General features: G+C 44.1%; 15 protein-coding genes. 6 read left to right on the forward strand and 9 right to left on the reverse strand.

Annotated elements, in window-relative coordinates; all coding sequences use genetic code 11:
- Positions 1–53: 53 nt before the first annotated feature.
- The 4 genes from ACZ444_RS12445 to ACZ444_RS12460 form a co-directional block, all read right to left on the reverse strand.
- On the reverse strand, positions 54–1,409 hold the full coding sequence (locus ACZ444_RS12445; RefSeq protein ID WP_464433229.1) for an IS1182 family transposase: 1,356 nt from the start codon (positions 1,407–1,409) through the stop codon (positions 54–56).
- A gap of 809 nt (positions 1,410–2,218) precedes the next feature.
- Positions 2,219–3,421, reverse strand: coding sequence for an ornithine--oxo-acid transaminase (locus ACZ444_RS12450; protein WP_382359215.1), 1,203 nt, complete (start codon positions 3,419–3,421; stop codon positions 2,219–2,221).
- A 382-nt stretch (positions 3,422–3,803) separates the two neighbouring features.
- Complete coding sequence (locus ACZ444_RS12455; RefSeq protein ID WP_382359218.1) at positions 3,804–4,403, reverse strand: trimeric intracellular cation channel family protein; 600 nt, start codon at positions 4,401–4,403, stop codon at positions 3,804–3,806.
- Between the two features lie 753 nt (positions 4,404–5,156).
- Positions 5,157–6,047 (reverse strand): proline iminopeptidase-family hydrolase, encoded by an 891-nt coding sequence (locus ACZ444_RS12460; RefSeq protein ID WP_382359221.1) that lies wholly within the window; start codon positions 6,045–6,047, stop codon positions 5,157–5,159.
- Between the two features lie 271 nt (positions 6,048–6,318).
- Here ACZ444_RS12460 and ACZ444_RS12465 point away from each other — a divergent pair, with 271 nt between their 5' ends.
- A complete protein-coding gene (locus ACZ444_RS12465; RefSeq protein WP_464433344.1) occupies positions 6,319–8,364 on the forward strand; it encodes a catalase in 2,046 nt (681 codons plus the stop codon).
- A gap of 164 nt (positions 8,365–8,528) precedes the next feature.
- On the opposite strand, the gene ACZ444_RS12470 is transcribed toward ACZ444_RS12465, so the two are convergent.
- The 4 genes from ACZ444_RS12470 to ACZ444_RS12485 form a co-directional block, all read right to left on the reverse strand.
- Positions 8,529–9,008, reverse strand: a complete 480-nt coding sequence (locus tag ACZ444_RS12470) for a nucleoside deaminase (RefSeq protein ID WP_382359227.1) — start codon at positions 9,006–9,008, stop codon at positions 8,529–8,531.
- A gap of 203 nt (positions 9,009–9,211) precedes the next feature.
- The gene (locus ACZ444_RS12475) at positions 9,212–10,465 is read right to left on the reverse strand and encodes a CynX/NimT family MFS transporter (protein ID WP_382359230.1); all 1,254 of its coding nucleotides are present in this window, start codon (positions 10,463–10,465) and stop codon (positions 9,212–9,214) included.
- A gap of 7 nt (positions 10,466–10,472) precedes the next feature.
- Positions 10,473–11,162: a FadR/GntR family transcriptional regulator gene (locus ACZ444_RS12480; RefSeq protein WP_382359233.1), complete on the reverse strand. Its 690-nt coding sequence runs from the start codon at positions 11,160–11,162 to the stop codon at positions 10,473–10,475.
- Between the two features lie 148 nt (positions 11,163–11,310).
- Positions 11,311–11,610: a hypothetical protein gene (locus ACZ444_RS12485; RefSeq protein WP_382359236.1), complete on the reverse strand. Its 300-nt coding sequence runs from the start codon at positions 11,608–11,610 to the stop codon at positions 11,311–11,313.
- Between the two features lie 523 nt (positions 11,611–12,133).
- Between ACZ444_RS12485 and ACZ444_RS12490 the strand changes: the two genes are divergently transcribed.
- From ACZ444_RS12490 to ACZ444_RS12510, 5 genes are all read left to right on the forward strand, one after another.
- A complete protein-coding gene (locus ACZ444_RS12490; RefSeq protein WP_382359239.1) occupies positions 12,134–13,072 on the forward strand; it encodes an ABC transporter substrate-binding protein in 939 nt (312 codons plus the stop codon).
- A gap of 121 nt (positions 13,073–13,193) precedes the next feature.
- A complete protein-coding gene (locus ACZ444_RS12495) occupies positions 13,194–14,045 on the forward strand; it encodes an ABC transporter permease (RefSeq protein WP_382359242.1) in 852 nt (283 codons plus the stop codon).
- Positions 14,046–14,079: 34 nt separating this feature from the next.
- Positions 14,080–15,270 carry a quaternary amine ABC transporter ATP-binding protein gene (locus tag ACZ444_RS12500; RefSeq protein ID WP_382359244.1) on the forward strand — a complete coding sequence of 397 codons (1,191 nt, stop codon included), beginning with the start codon at positions 14,080–14,082 and terminating at the stop codon, positions 15,268–15,270.
- An 879-nt stretch (positions 15,271–16,149) separates the two neighbouring features.
- Positions 16,150–16,719, forward strand: coding sequence for a sigma-70 family RNA polymerase sigma factor (locus ACZ444_RS12505; RefSeq protein ID WP_382359247.1), 570 nt, complete (start codon positions 16,150–16,152; stop codon positions 16,717–16,719).
- Between the two features lie 75 nt (positions 16,720–16,794).
- Positions 16,795–17,913 (forward strand): DnaD domain-containing protein, encoded by a 1,119-nt coding sequence (locus ACZ444_RS12510; protein WP_382359250.1) that lies wholly within the window; start codon positions 16,795–16,797, stop codon positions 17,911–17,913.
- 363 nt (positions 17,914–18,276) lie between these two features.
- On the opposite strand, the gene ACZ444_RS12515 is transcribed toward ACZ444_RS12510, so the two are convergent.
- Positions 18,277–19,632, reverse strand: a complete 1,356-nt coding sequence (locus ACZ444_RS12515) for an IS1182 family transposase (RefSeq protein WP_464433229.1) — start codon at positions 19,630–19,632, stop codon at positions 18,277–18,279.
- Between the last annotated feature and the right edge of the window lie 221 nt (positions 19,633–19,853).

Below are 19,853 nucleotides of genomic sequence, written 5' to 3' on the forward strand. Positions count from 1 at the left end.
TTAAAAACGCAAAGACCTGCAGAATTTCTAATGTGTATTTTTTTAAAATTCCTCTAAGCAGCCTGCTGCTGCTTTAACGCGGCATCAATGCGGTCTGCGGCTAATTTCGATGCATTATACATCAACGTAACGATATCAAAATGGATCTGAGCGCGTTTCCCTGAACGATGGCGAACATTGTTGAGCTGAAAGAATTCCTTTAAATAGGCATTGACACGTTCAACGGCTGATCGGCGCTTGTAGATGGTGTTCCAAGCTTTAGAGCCCCGTGCCGGGGCTGTGTATCGCCTGAGGTCTTTAGTGATTTTCATCTTGAATACTTTCTGGCATATGTCTTCATGGGCTAAAGGGCAGTCTTTGCATTCCTTTGGGTTTGTGTACTTCAGGGTTTCATGTTTGGCATCGTAACTTTCATAACGGTACGAATGTTCACGGAAACATGTTGGGGCAAAATATTTATCAAACCCTATGGGTTCCGATTCATTGCGTTTATTATAGGCAATGATAGATTGCTGGCCCATTCGATAGACCTGCGTGTAAATCGGTTCAAAATCATAACCCGCATCCATCGTCTGATAACGCAAGTTTGAAAGAGGCAAGCGTTCATTCATCCCCTTCAATAAAGGAATTGCGGCTTTTCCATCATTTAGATTTCCTGATGAGAAAAGGGCCTGTAAAATGTATTGACTTGATGTGCCGACAGCCAGATGTCCTTTATAGCCAAACCAGAATGTATTTTTGCCTTCGCTGTTTTTCTTGATCCCCCATTGGGGATCCCGGGGAACACCGTCTCGAAGTTCTGTTAAAGATGCATCCAGTTGAGCTTCGATTTTCCTGTCATAAAGAGGCAGATTCGCTTCTTTCTCAGCTTGTTCCTGGAGCCATTGGTCACGCTCTTCCCTGGATTTACGGCCGCGTTTTTTCGGTTCCGGCTTTGCCTTTTCTTCTTTAGGCGGGGCCTGATCACGTGCTTCGAAATGAGTCGCATCGATGGCGACTGTATCATCAGCGATAAAGCCTTCGGCAATGGCTTGAAGAACAACTTTTTCCTGGGCCTTTTCCAATGCATCTGACTCGCTCAGCTTGGTTAAAAGGCGGGAATAGGAAGCTTCCGAAGGAATCTTGTCTGAAACCAGAAATCCACAATTCAATTTGAAGGCAATATCATCATCTAAGCGTTTTTTCAGGTCTTTTATGGTTGGGATGCGTTCAACATACCGAATGAAAACGGAAATAATCATCGCTGCAACATTCAGCTCTTCAGGCGCGCCCAAACGGGATTTTTTAGCCATGTCGTGATAAATGGCATCCAAATCAACGGCGGAAATGATCGCCTCATACTTTTGGGTAGGTTCCATGTCATAAAGTTCTTGGATGCTAAATAAGCTTGGTTGTCGTATAATAGTCATAGGAAGTATTCCTCCAATCTCTATGGATGTTTTAGTTCAACTACCATTATACAAGATTTGGGGAGGTACTTCCTTTTTTACGTTTTTAAGTCCTTGCGCCGCAAGGGCTATGAATTATGAAATTCGCTCAGTACTATCTATATTTTATATAAGTTAACCCATAACCAGATACCGATAGTATGGGAAGTCGTATTTTCGCTTTCCCACATATATCCGTAATGGTCAGCAACTGCCGGCCAAGCACACAATACCTCATATCCGCTTGTCCAATTGGGTATATGTCATTTCCTTGTCCAAAGACAGTCCAAACGATTGGGATATTTTCTTTATACATTAGGAAAGCCTATCTATCCGTCTGAAACGGGCAAAAACTGGTCCTAGCGTGAATTGGACCCACCGAACATGGTGCATGCTTGATACATTGCTAACCTGTGAAACTATTACAGAGGCTCGGGAAGTATCAATATCGAGGTAGTCTTGGTGAACGAGGAATATGCCAGAAACGTTGTGTATTCCCCGCTTATATGGAGTCGCCAGCCAAGTCCGAAATACGCAATATACGCTGATTCTCAGAATATATTTACTACAATAAGACTTACAAATCAATAAAAAAGCATGAGGTCGAAATCCCCATGCTTCATCAAGACTTTCTATTAGAATATATTATATTGCCAAGCTTAGCGATATTCCATGTCTCACTTAATTGTTAAGCCTGCAGCTTATCATTTTCACTGAAAGACCTGGCCAAATTTGGCGAGTCGTTCTCTGCAGAGAATGACATGTCAATTCTCATCAGAAACATTATGATTTTAATTTGACAATACTTGTTTTATCTTATCAATGCCCCAATCAAGTTCTTCTTTCGTAATAACGAGCGGAGGCGCGAACCGAATCGTATTTTCATGTGTTTCCTTACATAACACACCAGCTTCTATGATTTCCTCACATAAAGGACGAACGGGTTTATTGAATTCCACCCCGATGAAAAGACCGCGGGCGCGAATCTCTTTTATTTCTGGATTATTGATTTCTTTTAGTGCATTTGCGAAGTATTCTCCAAGCTCAAGTGACTTTTGAGCAAGATTTTCTTCTTCAATCACATCAATGGCGGCCATGGATGCGGCACAAGCTAATGGGTTGCCTCCGAAGGTTGATCCATGTGACCCTGGTATGAAAACATTCATAATATCATCATTAGCAGCAATAGCAGACACCGGCATGACACCGCCGCCTAATGCCTTGCCCATAGCATAGATATCCGGAACGACATTTTCCCAATCACAAGCAAACATTTTACCAGTACGTCCTAATCCTGTTTGTATTTCATCAGCAATGAACAGGACATTGTTTTCTGTACAGATGTCACGAACCTCTTTCAGGTAACCTTCGGGCGGAATAATGATACCGGCCTCTCCTTGAATGGGTTCCACAATCACGGCGGCAGTGTTTGCTGTAATAGCTTCTCGAATAGCCTCTGCGTCACCATACGCTGCCTGGTATATTCCTGGCATAAAAGGGCCATAATTTTTCGTTGCCTCAGGGTCATCGGACATGGATATAGCATTTAACGTACGGCCGTGAAAGTTCCCTGTCGCTGCGATAATTTCAGCCTTGTTATCTTCTACACCTTTGACTTCATAAGCCCAGCGGCGAGCTGCCTTGATCGCCGTTTCAGTTGCCTCAACACCTGTATTCATAGGCAAAACTTTATCCTTGTTCGTCAACTCAGCGACACGCTTAGCCCATGGTCCAAGCACGTCATTGTGAAATGCTCGGGACGTTAATGTTAGAGTATCAAGCTGATCCTTCACTGCTTGAATGATCTTCGGATGGCGGTGCCCATGATTAAGTGCCGAATAAGAACTCAGCATGTCCACATAATTATTTCCTTCAGGGTCTTTTGCCCAGACGCCTTCTGCTTCAGAAATAACAACCGGTAATGGGTGATAGTTATGTGCATTATATTGGAAGGTTTGTTCCATAATATTCGCAGAGTTTGTTTCTGTAGACATACTCAATTCCTCCTCAGATTTTTAAATTAGCGTTTATATAATAGAAAGCTTAAACTTCTTCTTTCTCATTACACTACTACCCATATAGAATATTACAGTATTACTTGATAACGCAAACAATGTGATTTTTTTGTGTTTTATATTATTTATTTGGATGACCTAACACCTAGAGTAAGAAGCATTTACCGAACAATGAATATCGAATTAAACCTCATTTCATAAAAGAACGAATAGAGCGCCAGCCAATCGATTCTTGATTTATATAATCAGGATGGAAGTACTGTGTTCACTGGCCCAATAATAGTACTTCTTCAGTAATCTGGCGCATAATTTTTATGCCAGAATTGCACCCATTGCTTAACATTGATTTTATACCGTGTCATCACGATATTGAACGCTGAGGTAATCGCCATTTAAATTGCACCGACAACATCCTCAACGTAACAATTGCAGCAAAAAGGGCACCTGTCATCCAAGGGCCCTGGATGACGCCGAGACCAACCATTAACCCGCCAAGTGCCGCCCAGAGAGCATAAATCTCAGCGCGAAAAATCATTGGTTTCCTTCCAGCAAAAACATCCCGGATCATACCCCCGCCTGAACCTGTCAAAGTTGCTGCAACAAGCACTGCACTTAAAGGTGCGCCAATTTCAACAGCACTGACAGCCCCTTGAATCGCAAATGATGCTAACCCGATGGCATCAAAAAGAATGCCCCATTTAAACCAATATTCAAACCACTGTCTCGGCAGTATAAAGATAATGATATTCGTTAGGAAAACGGCGATGAATAAATCACCCTGCGTCCAAATGTTTTCAATTGGTATGCCAATTAGCAAATTTCGGATCGTACTGCCTCCGAATGCTGTCGTAAACCCTAAAACTTGGACACCTAATATGTCATAATGCTCTTTTAGTGCAATAATGGCACCACTAATGGCAAAAGCAAGCGTGCCTATGATATTAAGAACGTCCCACGTCATTTTGCATCGCTTCCCCTTTTAGGTTTCGTGTTATTTCATAATGTGACAAGTGTAGCGTAAATAACGGCATTCGAACAGTCCCGTTACAGGGATTCTTTTGTCAGGCTGGGTTCAAGACGCCTGGTGATGCATCCGTCGCTCATCAGCCAGATGTGTATGTTGAGTTGGATAAATACGAATGGCATTCTGCTCTATGAGGAGATTGCTAAGAGACTTTTAACTTAATTCTTAATAGTCACCAGCAATTGGTATTCCTTTGGATATGATCGTCCGAGGGAGTAACATTCCAGAATGCAGCCTGTTCTTACTGTAAAGGTTATAGAGCACAAGCAAATGATGTGAAACCCTTGTTCAGGGAAGGCTCAACTGAGTCATTCTGCCGCCATCAACAGTATATACCTGCCCTCTCAAAGGGCTCCATCCACGCACCCAGTGTACTACGACCGATCTCTTCTACGCTCTCGCTGGCCGGGTCCCTGAACACAACACAGCGAATCACGAAGAAGAGGCGCAGGGTCAAGGACAAGCAGCTGCCGCTGTGGCTTCGAGCAATCATCTAATCTTGAAGCTATGAAAAACAATGGCTAAACTTCTACAGGGATAAGGTCATTTACACAAAATTATTGACGCCCCATAAATAACATCCCCCCTTGCCATGATCAACCTTCCCACAAAACAATCACCCTGATCCAAGCGGACAGGGTGATTGTTTAATGAAGAAACTGCTTCATCTGCGTGACCTTTCAAAATAGATTATTCAAACTCGCCAGCATTAACGTCTTTGAGAAATTGAATTAAGTGACTAAAATAAGCTTCCGGGTCGTCCCACATGGATAAATGACTGCCCTGCTCACAGATGCCAACCCTTGAGTGAGGAATCCGGCGCCCCATTTCTTCAATATCGCTGACAGACATCGTATCATGCCGCCCGACGATCATTAGTGTTGGTGTCGTAATATTTTTCAGAGAGTCCCAGCGATCCCAGTCCTTCAATGTGCCGGTGAACACAAATTCATTGGCTCCCTGCATGGTGTTATAAATGTCTTCATTCGTTCGGCCGAAGCCACGTTCAACAGCACTCGGCCACGGATCCAGGCGGCAAACATGCTGCTTGTCCAGATGCTCATGTATAATTTCCTCGTATTCTGGTGCACTATAGTCACCGGCAGCTTCATATTTATTAAGTGTATCGATCAGATGCTGAGGAAGCTGATTTCTAAGCACGTTGAGATATTCAACATAGGATGGAATGCTTGCTGTCATATTGGAAATAACCAATCCTGCTAGATGATCCCCATATTTCAGAGCATATTCCATACCTAAAATACCGCCCCATGACGAACCAAGGATGTAAAATTGCTCAAGCCCCAAATATTGCCGCACTTCTTCTACTTCTTCGCGAAACCGCTCAATATTCCATAGACTAGTGTCATCAGGCTGGTCTGAAAAATAAGATCCCAGTTGATCATAGAAATAAACTTCAATGCCTTCAGGCGGCAAATAATCCGCAAAGTTTTCAAAGTACTCGTGTGTCGCGCCAGGACCGCCGTGCAGCAGCAGAACCTTTATCGGGCCTTCACCCACCCGTCTCGTCCATACATGATAACCACCACTGATTGGTACGATCGTTGTTTTGCCTGACATAAGTGCATCTCCTCTCCGATGTTTGGATTGTCAGACTATTGTAGCATTTGTCTAAATATTTGTCATTTAATGAAAACAATTTAAAATGTTTATTCTCACGCCTCTCGCTTTCCCGGCACCACACCATAAGCCTGCCTGTCCACCCACGAGCATTCGACAAAATGCGGGCCGTGCCAGGCACCGTAAATACACGCATAAAAATTTTTTTAAGATCAAAACTAGTTCATAAACATCAGTTGATTAGCAACAACAAAATGAATGGAGTGATTTTATGTCTGATTATTCATCTTCCAATGGAAATAGCAAGAATGAACAATTAGATGAATTTCGTGTTAGTGATGCAGGACAGCCAATGACAACGAATCAGGGAAGACAAGTCTCGAATGACGAGAGAATCTTAACGGCTGGGGAGCGAGGACCGGGCGTATTAGAGAATGTCCATTTTTTTGAAAAGATGACATCCTTTGGACATGAAACGGTACCTCCAAGAAGGCTTCACGCCAGAGGATACGGGGCGCATGGCGAGTTTGAATGCTACCAATCGATGAAGCAGTTTACAAAAGCTGGCTTTTTACAGGAAGCTGGAAAAAAGACGCCCTTATTTGTTCGCTTTTCAACGGTGCAAGGAAACAAAGGCTCAAAAGACACAGCGAGAGATTTACGCTGCTTAGGTGTGAAAATGTACACGGAGGAAGGCAATATCGATCTGACGACGATTGATTTCCCTGTATTAATCAATCAGGACCCGATGAAGTTTCCTGACTTGATTCATGCCTACCAGCCTGAACCACGCACTGGCATGCCGCAAGCCGCAGGTGCCCATGATAATTTCTGGGATTACGTGGCAAATAACCCTGAATCACTGCACATGACGCTGTGGGTTATGTCAGACCGAGGCGTGCTCAGAAGTTACCGGATGATGGAATCATGGTCAGTGAATACATACCTCTTTGTGAATGAGGAAGGTGTGAAGACGTTTGTCCGGTACGTTTGGAAACCTGTCCTGGGATCCCATTCCCTGCTAATGGATGAAGCACAGAAGATTGGCGGCATCGATCCGGATTTTCACCGCCGGGATCTGAGAGACGCGATTGATCAAGGCGCGTATGCTGAATATGAACTAGGCGTGCAGCTCATTTCAGAGGAAGATCAATTCAACTATGACTTTGATATCCTTGATTCTACGAAGTTCTGGCCTGAAGAACTTATCCCTGTTCAGATGATTGGTAAAATGACGTTGAATCGAAATGTGGAAAATGATTTTGCTGAGAATGAGCAGGTCGCATTTAATCCTGCGAATGTCGTCCCAGGCATTGGATTTTCGAATGACCCGGTCTTGCAGGGCAGGTTAATTGCCTATCAGCCTACCCAATACCATCGCTTAGGCGGGAAAAACTTTCAGCACTTGCCAATTAATCGACCTATTTGTCCGTTTCATAATAACCAGCAAGAAGGGTATATGAACTATGAAATCGATGCGGATCAGACGAATTATCATCAAAACTCACTTTTAAACAATACGCCGTACACAACGCCGCCCGAGCAAGGCGGATACGAACATTACCCGTCACAAGTATCGGGCCACCTCACACGCGAGCGACCTGAAAAATTTGATGATCACTTTACACAGCCGAGAATTTTTTGGAACAGTTTAACGGCTATTGAAAGGCAGCATATGATTGAAGCTCTGAATTTTCAAATTGGCAGTGTCAAAAGTGAATCAGTGCGCCAGCAAGCCGTCGATTTATTAGTCAATGTTGATAAAAATATGGCTGCCACTGTCGCCGATAACGTTGGGGTCAGTCGTCCAAGCGGTACACATGTCTCCGTATCAACAAGTTACCCATCCCTGAGCCAAACAGGTACACCTAAATATGCTTTCTCTTTAAAAGTGGGTGTCTTGATTGGCGACGGATTTAATGCCAATGAGGTAACACGTACACTCCAAACATTAAAAGAATACGGCGTGTTTGTGGTCATTGTAAGTGATACCCTGGGAACGGTTACCGGGGATGATGGCACAACACTCAAAGTTGACAAGACGTTTCTGACAACAAACCCTTATTTATTAGATTCTCTCTATATCATCGGAGGTCAATCGAAGGTACAAGATAAATTTAATGATGAAGTTAATGAGTATGTAAACGTAGCGTATAAACATTATAAACCCATTGGTGTAGCATCAACCGGGCAGTCCTATCTAGCAGCATCAGGGACGAATAATTCAGCCGGGGTCGTTTACACTGGCAATAACGCTGACTTCGGTCTGGATTTTGTCCGTGCTATTAAACAACAGCGATTTTGGGACAGAACATAATAGTATGGTTTTTAGTTGGATCGTGATGTTCCCCCGGACGAATGGGTCGGGGGCTTTTTTTACCTGCGGGGTCTTACGTTAATCCGGGGGTAACAGAGATTGAAACACCTATTTCACTTTGCAAAAAGCTAACTCCCCGCGCATATCGACGCGGGGAGATTAAGTCACCCTTCATGATACCTGCGCTGCAGCTCGCGAACCTGTTCGGCTAGTTCAGGCACAGGGCCTTCAACATTCGCATCACGGATAATGTCTTCGATTGGGTAAGAATAAATGGGACCTTCTTTAGAAATGTTCATGTCTTTGTGCCACTCTGACAGCTGACGTGATGAGCTGACATAAACAATCCGGTCCAAGCCGGCAATTCCGTGCGCCGTTGAACACATGGAACAATGCTCGCCTGATGTATAAACAGTGGCCTGCTTCCGGTCCTCCGGCGTCATATTCTGTGCAGCCCAGCGCGCCAATTCAAATTCGGGATGATGCGTTTTGTCGACTGTTGCGTCACGATTGCGATCTTCCTTTAGCACGTCGCCGTCTGCTGAGACAAGGACTGATCCAAATGGCGCATCACCAGCATCCAGTGCTTCCTCAGCAAGTTCCACACACCGCTTGAGATGCTTCATATCCATATTACTTACCATCTATGCATCCTCCTCTATATGATCATCAAGCCATACCTATACTTTAGCATATCAGATGGCATTGTCGCATAAAGCCGATCTACTATAAAGCCTGGTCCTTAGGAAATAGCCTATCACCTACCGCAAAATGCAGGCGTATCCTCATCAATCGCGACAAGAATGTTATTAAACATGTTTGCCCATCCTTTCATTATCCTGACAAATTAATACATTTCCGCTTCCGCAATCTCTTGGTCACTTTGTTTTGCGGTCCGATCTGATATGGTCCTTTCTTTACCAGACACAATACCCGCTATCAGAACGATCACGGATATGAGAATTAAGAACAGCAGCGGCATTGTCCACCCACCGCCTATGTCGTGCAAGGTACCGACAAGCACAGGACCTAAGGCAGCTAAAAGGTATCCAAATGATTGAGCCATGCCTGACAATTCAGCTGCTTCTTTTCCATTGTGGGTTCTGATTGTAAAGAACATCATGGAGAGACTAAATCCACTTCCTCCGGCAATTCCAAGCAGAATAGCCCATAATGGCACAAACATCATACTCTCAAACAGTAATCCGGTAAATCCAATCATAAACAATACAGCCGTTCCGACAGCCAGACTAATCTGATTCTTCATTTTTTCAGCGATAACCGGAATAACAAAAGTAGTGGGAATCAATGCAGCTTGCATCAGAAAGACCATCCATCCGGCAGTGCCTGCATTATAGCCGATAGAATTCAATATATCCGGCATCCAGGCAATTAACGTATAAAAGCCCAGGGATTGTCCTCCCATAAACAGGGTTATCCCCCAGGCGATCGGGGAACGCCATAAATTGCTTTTTTGCTTGGCTTCTGCATTTGCTTCAGGTGATGTATCACGCTGTTTGCGCAGCTGTGGGAGCCATACTAGCAGAGAAATAAGTGTCAGTAGTCCCCAGATACCAAGGGCACCTTGCCATCCCATGTTTCCAGCAGACGAAATAGGCACGCTTAACCCAGACCCCAAAGCACCGAATATATTCATGAATACAGCGTACATACCAGTCATAATGCCTATTTTTAAAGGAAAATTCATCTTGATAATTCCTGGGATTAACACATTACCAACGGCGATAGCCAGTCCAATAAGAAGTGTTCCGGTAAATAAAAGCCCAATTCCTGTTATTGAGCGTATGATGATACCAATGATAAGCAGTACCAATGACAGTGCTATTGTCCATTCCATGCCTATACGATTGGCTATTTTCGGTGCAAATGGAGATAGAACAGCGAATGCAAGCAAAGGCAATGTCGTTATTAAGCCTGCAACCGTATTGCTGATGCCAAGGTCATCACGGATAAAAGAAACGAGTGATCCGACAGACGTTATGGGGACCCTTAAATTAGACCCGACTAAGATAACACCGATAAGTAATAACCAGCTGGCTTTGGTCGTGTTGTTTGTTAATGCTCCTGTTTGTTTACTCATGACTACTCTATTCCTCCATCATTTTAGTTATACTTTCCCTTAATAACGCCATATCCTTATCAACATACGCTACTGCAGACGCTTTATCCTGATTCTCAATGGCTTGAAATAGACCAAGATGAAACGCTTGTCCAAATGGAAAAGAAGGTTCCATAACCATGAAATCATAAGCGAAGGAATATATGATATCTGTCATATGTTCATATAAATCAATCAATAACTGATTATCGGAAGCCTGCACAATCGTTTTGTGAAACTGAATATCGGACGTAATAAACTGATCAAGATTTTTGAGTTCAAAAGCCTGTTTACCATTGTTTAGGTGTGATTCCATTTTCTTTAAATCAGCATCTGTTCTATGTTGGGAAGCCATCTGGGCTGCTTGTTTTTCCAAACCTAATCGTACTTCAAGTGTTTCTAGCATGGTAGCTTTTTTAGCATAGGGTTTTAACGCTGCTCCAAGAGCACTTTTTGATCGCACAGTCGTTCCACTGCCTTGTTTGGTCTCCAATAATCCGGCGTGTACTAAAGCCCGGATCGCTTCTCTTAATGTATTACGGCTGACGTCAAAATCCTCCATTAATTCCATTTCAGGTGGCAGTTTTTCGCCTATCTTCCATTCCCCTTGTTCAATTAATTGCTCGATCTGTTCGGCAACCTGCTCCACCAGTGACATGCGATTGGGTTTTTGTATCATGAGGCCCCTCCGTAAGTTGTAGGATGATTGGTTCATAGGATATATTAATGTAATAAAATCAACTTGTAAAGACTTATGCTTTGCACGCGGTAAACAAGACAGCACTTATGCAAATTGTGGAGGCAGCCACCCACCCCAAGCACACGCCTTACCCGCTCCGATACTTCGCCAGCAACCGAGTCACGCACCTCTTTCGCTGCTTCTTCCTGTTCGCGCTTCCGCTCCTCCTTGCCTCGCGTCCCCAGCTTTTCACAGCCTCAGCCGAAACACCTTCCTGACGCGCTATCTCCGGCAAACGCATGTCCTCAATGATGTGATACTGCACCCATTTCCACTGATTGGCCGTCAGCTTCGACTTCACGCGATCCCAGAACGCATCATCAGCTATCGCCACACCCGATGGAACAACCAGCTCGATAAATATAAGCTGAAAATCCGCGATCGCCAAAAGTTAGGGACGAATTTTAACAACCCTGCCTCTTTTCCCCTAAAACAAAAAAAGCGAGAGCTAGATCCATATAGCCAGCACTCGCTTTCAGCATTCGACAAAACCCGGGTTGACAGGCACCGAAAGAACGAGATTAACGTTATTCGAATAAAAACGGACTATGTGTTTGTATTTCACCGATTTTCTTGCCTATTAATACTATTTTTCGACATAAGCCTTTAAAATCCCAAAATATTATCTTAAATACAATTTGTGGTAATAGGCATTTTTTTATATACTTATAACGTATTAAGGAAATATTACAATTATTAAAATAGCTTCATTGTCCGGGATAAATATCGTTTTGAAAGAAGTCACCTGATGCATGTTCTCTTGTTTTTCCTTATGGAACATTTCAATATCTCATCCTTCATCCAGCTTTAAGGGTAATAAATACAATAGAAAGGAAACGAATATGAAAAATAGATGGACTTACACATGGATTGGCATGCTTGGGTTATTTATTATAATTATAATATCCAGCATGACAACCGAGACGGCGACCGAAGAAGCAAAAGGAACAATCAGTTTTGCCGACCCCCAATGGGACAGCATTCGAGTACATAATCATATTGCCCAATTCATTCTTGAAAATGGATATGACTATGACACAGAAACAAAGAGCGGTTCAACGGCGGCTACGTTCACCGATTTTACGCAAGGTAATATAGACGTAACGATGGAAGTGTGGCCGAATAATTACCGGGATGCTTTTGAGGAAGCAAAAAAAGCCGGAGACATCGACGTATTAAAAACAAATTTTACCGGTCAACAGGGTTTTTTTGTCCCGACATATGTCATTGAAGGCGATAAAGAAAGAGGTATCGAACCTATAGCTCCTGATCTGGAAAGTGTCGACGATTTACCCGATTACCAAGATATTTTCGAGGATCCAGAAGACCCTGAAAAAGGCAGGATCATCGGAGGATATAGTGAGGCAGAAGCGTCTGAAATCACCATGAAAAAGGTGAAAGTGTATGGGTTGGACGAGACATATAACCATTTCACACCTGGTACAGAAGGGGCATTATCCGCATCATTCGTCAGAGCCTATGAAAATAAAGAACCGTGGGTTGGATACTACTGGACGCCAACTGCATTGGCGACCAAATATGATATGACCATGCTGGAAGAACCTGATTACGATGAGGAAACCTGGAACGATAACTTTGGTACCAAGTTTCCACCAGATGACGTTTATGTAAGTGTCTATAAAGACTTTGAGGAGAAATATCCCGATGCGATGAAATTTCTGGAGCAATATAAAACCTCCACTGATCTAACAGGGGAAGCACTTGTTTATATGGATGACAATGACGCATCAGCTGAGGAAGCAGCAAAATGGTGGGTGGAAGAGCACGAAGATGTCTGGGCCGAGTGGGTTCCGGATGATGTGGCTCAAAAAGTGCAGGATGCTTACTGATGCTAATGTCCTTCCAATGGAACAACATCATTTTCCATGCAAAAACGACTTTCTATCATTCAACGACTCTAACATCTTTTACAGAAAGTGAGGTGGCGGTTGCGGCGAAGCAACCCACACAATGTTTAATTTCCCGGAATCTTTAACTCTTCACTTAGGTGATTACGTCGATCTCATTGTTAAATGGCTCACAACGCACTGGGGCACCTTTTTCGATGGAATCAACACAGGCGTGCTCTGGATGCTGAACAATTTCAACGATTTTCTGATCTGGCTGCCCTGGTGGTATTTCATCTTGATCATTTTACTTTTGGCATGGCAGTTCAAATCCCTGTCCAACGGCATTGTATTTTCTCTGTTTTTGGTGCTGATCGGTATGTTCGGATATTGGGATGATATGATGTTCACACTGAGCATTGTTCTGGCATCTGTTATCATTTCCGTTATCATCGGTATTCCGTTCGGTGTCCTGATGGCTTATTCCAAACGATTTGAAATAATCGTAAAGCCTATTCTGGATGGCATGCAGACGATGCCCACGTTCGTCTATCTGATCCCGGCGATCTTTTTCTTCGGACTTGGTCTGACAGCGGGGCTGCTTTCCACGGTCATTTATGCCATCCCGCCAATCATGCGATTGACAAGCCTATCTATCCGGCAAGTACCTAATGAAGTAGTCGAGGCGGGGTTATCATTTGGCTCTTCACGGATGCAAATGCTCCGGAAGGTCGAGATCCCTCAAGCACTCCCAGCCATCATGACCGGTGTCAACCAAACGACGATGATGGCACTCGCGATGGTCGTCGTTGCATCCATGGTTGGTGTAAAAGGACTTGGCCTGGAAGTATTACACGCACTCGGGCAAGTGGACATTGCCAAGGGATTCGAAGCAGGCATCAGTATCGTATTTTTGGCGATCATCATTGACCGGCTCACCCTTTCTCTATCAGACAATATCCAAAAACAACATTAAAACATGCAGCATGTAAATGGAGGCGTATGTGCATATGACGGTTAAAATGGAAGTGAAAGAATTATCGAAGGTTTTTGGCACAAACCCCAAAAGAGCCTTAAAATATGCAAAACAAGGCAAATCAAAAGAAGAAATTTATGAAGAAACAGGGCATACAGTTGGCGTTAACAACGTTTCTTTCGATGTGAAAGAAGGCGAAATGTTCGTCATTATGGGCCTTTCCGGGAGCGGCAAATCAACCCTGATTCGCTGTTTGAATCTCCTGAATAAACCGACCGACGGCCATATTCTAGTTGATGGTGAAGACATCACACACTATAACCATAAACAACTCAAACAATTCCGGCGGCATCAACTGGCGATGGTGTTCCAGCATTTCGGGCTGTTCGACCACCGTACCATCCTGATGAACGTCGTCTATGGATTGGAAGTGCGGGGCATCGATAAGCAGGAATGTTTGGATAAAGCACGATCAAACCTGGAAACGGTAGGATTAAAAGGATGGGAGGATACATTCCCGGATGAATTGAGCGGTGGTATGCAACAACGCGTGGGACTCGCCCGCGCTCTCGCCAATGAACCAGAGATCCTCCTGATGGATGAGCCATTCAGCGCCTTGGACCCACTCATCCGCCGTGACATGCAGCTGGAATTACTTGATCTGCAGAAGAACAAACTGCAAAAAACCGTCATCTTCATTACCCACGATGTCAATGAAGCGTTCAAGCTCGGAGACCGTGTTGCCGTTATGAAAGACGGAGAAATTGAGCAGATTGACACGCCGGAAAATATCTTAGAGAACCCTGCAAACGACTATATCGCTGATTTTGTCCAGGATATCGACCGTTCCAAAATCCTGAAGGCTGAAGATATTATGATCAGGCCCAATTCCCTCATTAATATCAGGGACAGCGTCAAAGTAGCGATTCGGGAAATGAGAAGCAATGGTTTGTCCAGTGTATATGCAATTGACACAAACAGACAGCTCAAAGGCATTGTAACCATTGATGACGCCCTGGAAGCATCAAAGTCCGGCCAAACGCTGCAAGACGTCCTGACAGACAACAACGAAACAGCCGCCCCTGACGATTATGTTCAGGACTTAATCAACAAAGCAACCAGATCCAAGTATCCTATTGCCATCATCAAAGACGGAAAACTTCTTGGCATCGTACCAAGAGTAGCCGTTCTCTCCAGTCTCTCCAGCGAAAATCATGAGGAATAAGCGCTCGTCTTAAAACAGCTCTCCATATAGGATGGAGTGGCTGTTTTTTTGTGTATTGTCATGGGCGTTCTCCACAAATGCTCTCTATCTCTTGTATTAATAGATTAGCCGATTGTTTAATTAAAGTCAAGGTCGTATGTTCCCCTCAAAGATAAGAGAATTTCAGTATTGTATATGCCTGAAGATCAAAAACCAGATTTCTCCCTGCTCATCTGCTAATATTAACCCCCGTCAAAGCAGAGAAAAGCATATTTAACAAACTTTCGAATATATCAAATGAACATTAACGCCATTCGACATATATCGACAAAACCCGGGCCGTGCCAAGCACTCAATCGGTACGCATATACGTACCACATACTAATGTATACTTTGTTATCTTTCCAATATAGTCAAAAATATCTTAGTAAAATAGTGGAATATATCATCTCGAAAATAAACCGGACCGTGCCAGGCACCATAAGCCAACTATGTTCCCCTAGACCAACAATTACCGCGCATACGCGGTGTCGCTTTTAATCCCGTCCAAGGATAATTGACCTTGAAAAGAGGGATATGTGTGGCTAACGGTGCATCTGAAATATGTATCGGGAACAACAGCAAAAATCGATTGAACAGCTTGCTTGGAAAGCTAAGATGAATGACAAATATCTAGATGCTGTTCAGGGGAGAATACAGCGTTACAGCCAAATATTTACTGAAACTGCATAACGCGCTTGGCCGTCCCCTTTATTTCTTTGATGAAATCCAGAAATGTATTGATAACAACTCGTAATCACAACTAAGCATCTCGCCTTTATAGAGATACTCGCCACCCTCTTTTTCAAAGACATCCTTCACACATATCCTACCTTTATTACATTCACAAAGGAGACTCACATGACTAACAACAAAATAACCTTCGACGAAATCTTCGAGCAGAACAAGCGGCGGATTCATTACCAGCTCCACAAAATGAACATCCGCGATCCGCATCAGGAATTCTTCCAGGAAGGCCTCATCGCCATGTGGAATGCCTACGAAAAGTACAAGCCCGATAAAGGCCCCATGGCCACTTATTTCAACTACATGATCCGCAACCGCCTTATCGACCGTATGCGCAAGGAAAACCGCTACACCGAAGTAAGGGAACAAGCCACACAGGAATTCAGCACACAACTGACAGATGGCAATCACCGACGCCGTGAAGGCGAAATGGCTCAGCCTCTCACAGCCAATTCCCACCCGCAGCTGAACGATCCCACACCCTGGCAGCATCTCAAATCCCACATGACGGACAAGCAATGGAAATGGGTACAATTTCACATTATCGATAATCTAACCTTGCCGGAAATCGCCCAGCAAGAGAATGTCTCCCTTGAAGCCGTAAAAAGCTGGGGTAAACAAGCCAGGAAAAAACTGCGCACCCTTAACGAGCAAAACATCATCAATCAAGACGATTTCTTCTGATCCGTCCGTACCAGGTACCCTATGCTGTCACCACCATTCTGCACCACACTACAATCCACGCTAAGGAGCATCCTCATGAATTATATTAAAGAACTTAACGCCTTCTACGACCAAATGGTTTTCAACCCTCTGTCCGGTTCGGCTCAAGCCGTCTGGCACGCGCTGATGCACTTCAACAATAAATCAGGCTGGCAGGCCTCGTTCACCGTTCCTGCCACTATGCTTGAGTTCATATCCGGCGTCAAAGGCACCACCTTCAAGCGCGCTCGCACCGAACTCATCGAAAAAGACTATATCGACGTGACACCCGGCAGCGGCAACCAAGCAGCGACGTATCGCATGATCTCGCAAATCAAAATCTTCACCGCATATACCGATGCCGCCTGCCAGGATCCATACGACCCAACCAGCACGCCGAAACATGCATCGCACAACGCACCACAAACGCCACCAGACCATCTGGATTCGATTCCAGCAACACAGCCTGTCGCCACAGAGTCCGTCACCGGGCAAACTGAAAACCGAGATGCCGATCATCCACATAACGATAAGCCAGACAACCCAGCAGCTGCACACCCGGACACGATCCGTCCATCCGAGGGCTACCCGTCAGACCAAACGCCGGGCCACACCTATGATCACAATCCGGTCCGCAATCCGGACCACTATGTGGCCCACAGGACGGACCACAACACGGCCCCATTAGTTAAACAATACCTATACAAAACCCAGACCAAACAAAACCCAACCATAACAACAGCTACTGACTTCTACCAGCAGCATTTTGGCATCGCCACCCCGTATATCGCCCAGGACATCGAGCGCTGGATTAGCGACATGGGCGATCCACTGGTGTTAGATGCGATGAGACGCGCCCTGGAGCAGAACAAGCTCTCATGGGGCTACGTCAAAGGCATTCTCAAATCCTGGCAGACAAAAGGCATCCGAACCGTTGAAGAAGCCACAGCCGATGACCACCAGTTTCGCAACCGGCACAGCCAGTTATCCAGCAGCCATCGTCCCGGAAAAGCCGAAGTCATACCGGAATGGTTTCAAGAGCGAAAACAAAAACAAGCTATGCAACAGCAGCAAGCAGCCAATCATACCAATTCTCATTATAGCCAAGCCGAGTGGGAAGAGTGTGAGCGGTTGTTGGCTAAGTATTCGCATAAAAAACGAACTGCGGATGTGTGAGGGGATTTAGCTGCATGATGACCCATGCGACTTTTTCAACCAACCCAGGCATGATTGGTCACGGACAAATGAGTATCAGATTTCGGACCAATAACCACGGCTCTAACAGTAGCTAATCAGTTGGAGTTGCCTAGAAAATGGCCTTATTTGGAAATGTTATTAGAGATACAGGACATGATGTCTTCCTGTTTAATGAACCTTTCTGGTATGGTTAATCAATCAATTATTTCCAATAAATAGTATAATAATCATAAATCATATAGAAAATTTTATATATTAAAGAAGTGAATCAATTTCATAATTGCTCTTATTAAAAACGCAAAGACCTGCAGAATTTCTAATGTGTATTTTTTTAAAATTCCTCTAAGCAGCCTGCTGCTGCTTTAACGCGGCATCAATGCGGTCTGCGGCTAATTTCGATGCATTATACATCAACGTAACGATATCAAAATGGATCTGAGCGCGTTTCCCTGAACGATGGCGAACATTGTTGAGCTGAAAGAATTCCTTTAAATAGGCATTGACACGTTCAACGGCTGATCGGCGCTTGTAGATGGTGTTCCAAGCTTTAGAGCCCCGTGCCGGGGCTGTGTATCGCCTGAGGTCTTTAGTGATTTTCATCTTGAATACTTTCTGGCATATGTCTTCATGGGCTAAAGGGCAGTCTTTGCATTCCTTTGGGTTTGTGTACTTCAGGGTTTCATGTTTGGCATCGTAACTTTCATAACGGTACGAATGTTCACGGAAACATGTTGGGGCAAAATATTTATCAAACCCTATGGGTTCCGATTCATTGCGTTTATTATAGGCAATGATAGATTGCTGGCCCATTCGATAGACCTGCGTGTAAATCGGTTCAAAATCATAACCCGCATCCATCGTCTGATAACGCAAATTTGAAAGAGGCAAGCGTTCATTCATCCCCTTCAATAAAGGAATTGCGGCTTTTCCATCATTTAGATTTCCTGATGAGAAAAGGGCCTGTAAAATGTATTGACTTGATGTGCCGACAGCCAGATGTCCTTTATAGCCAAACCAGAATGTATTTTTGCCTTCGCTGTTTTTCTTGATCCCCCATTGGGGATCCCGGGGAACACCGTCTCGAAGTTCTGTTAAAGATGCATCCAGTTGAGCTTCGATTTTCCTGTCATAAAGAGGCAGATTCGCTTCTTTCTCAGCTTGTTCCTGGAGCCATTGGTCACGCTCTTCCCTGGATTTACGGCCGCGTTTTTTCGGTTCCGGCTTTGCCTTTTCTTCTTTAGGCGGGGCCTGATCACGTGCTTCGAAATGAGTCGCATCGATGGCGACTGTATCATCAGCGATAAAGCCTTCGGCAATGGCTTGAAGAACAACTTTTTCCTGGGCCTTTTCCAATGCATCTGACTCGCTCAGCTTGGTTAAAAGGCGGGAATAGGAAGCTTCCGAAGGAATCTTGTCTGAAACCAGAAATCCACAATTCAATTTGAAGGCAATATCATCATCTAAGCGTTTTTTCAGGTCTTTTATGGTTGGGATGCGTTCAACATACCGAATGAAAACGGAAATAATCATCGCTGCAACATTCAGCTCTTCAGGCGCGCCCAAACGGGATTTTTTAGCCATGTCGTGATAAATGGCATCCAAATCAACGGCGGAAATGATCGCCTCATACTTTTGGGTAGGTTCCATGTCATAAAGTTCTTGGATGCTAAATAAGCTTGGTTGTCGTATAATAGTCATAGGAAGTATTCCTCCAATCTCTATGGATGTTTTAGTTCAACTACCATTATACAAGATTTGGGGAGGTACTTCCTTTTTTACGTTTTTAAGTCCTTGCGCCGCAAGGGCTATGAATTATGAAATTCGCTCAAGTATAAGATTTATATATCGATAATTGACTCGAGCATTAAATGGATAGAACAGAGCTCCAAATTGGCAAAACAATGCTGTATAACGTTTAC

This window comes from Lentibacillus kimchii, from assembly GCF_055381965.1.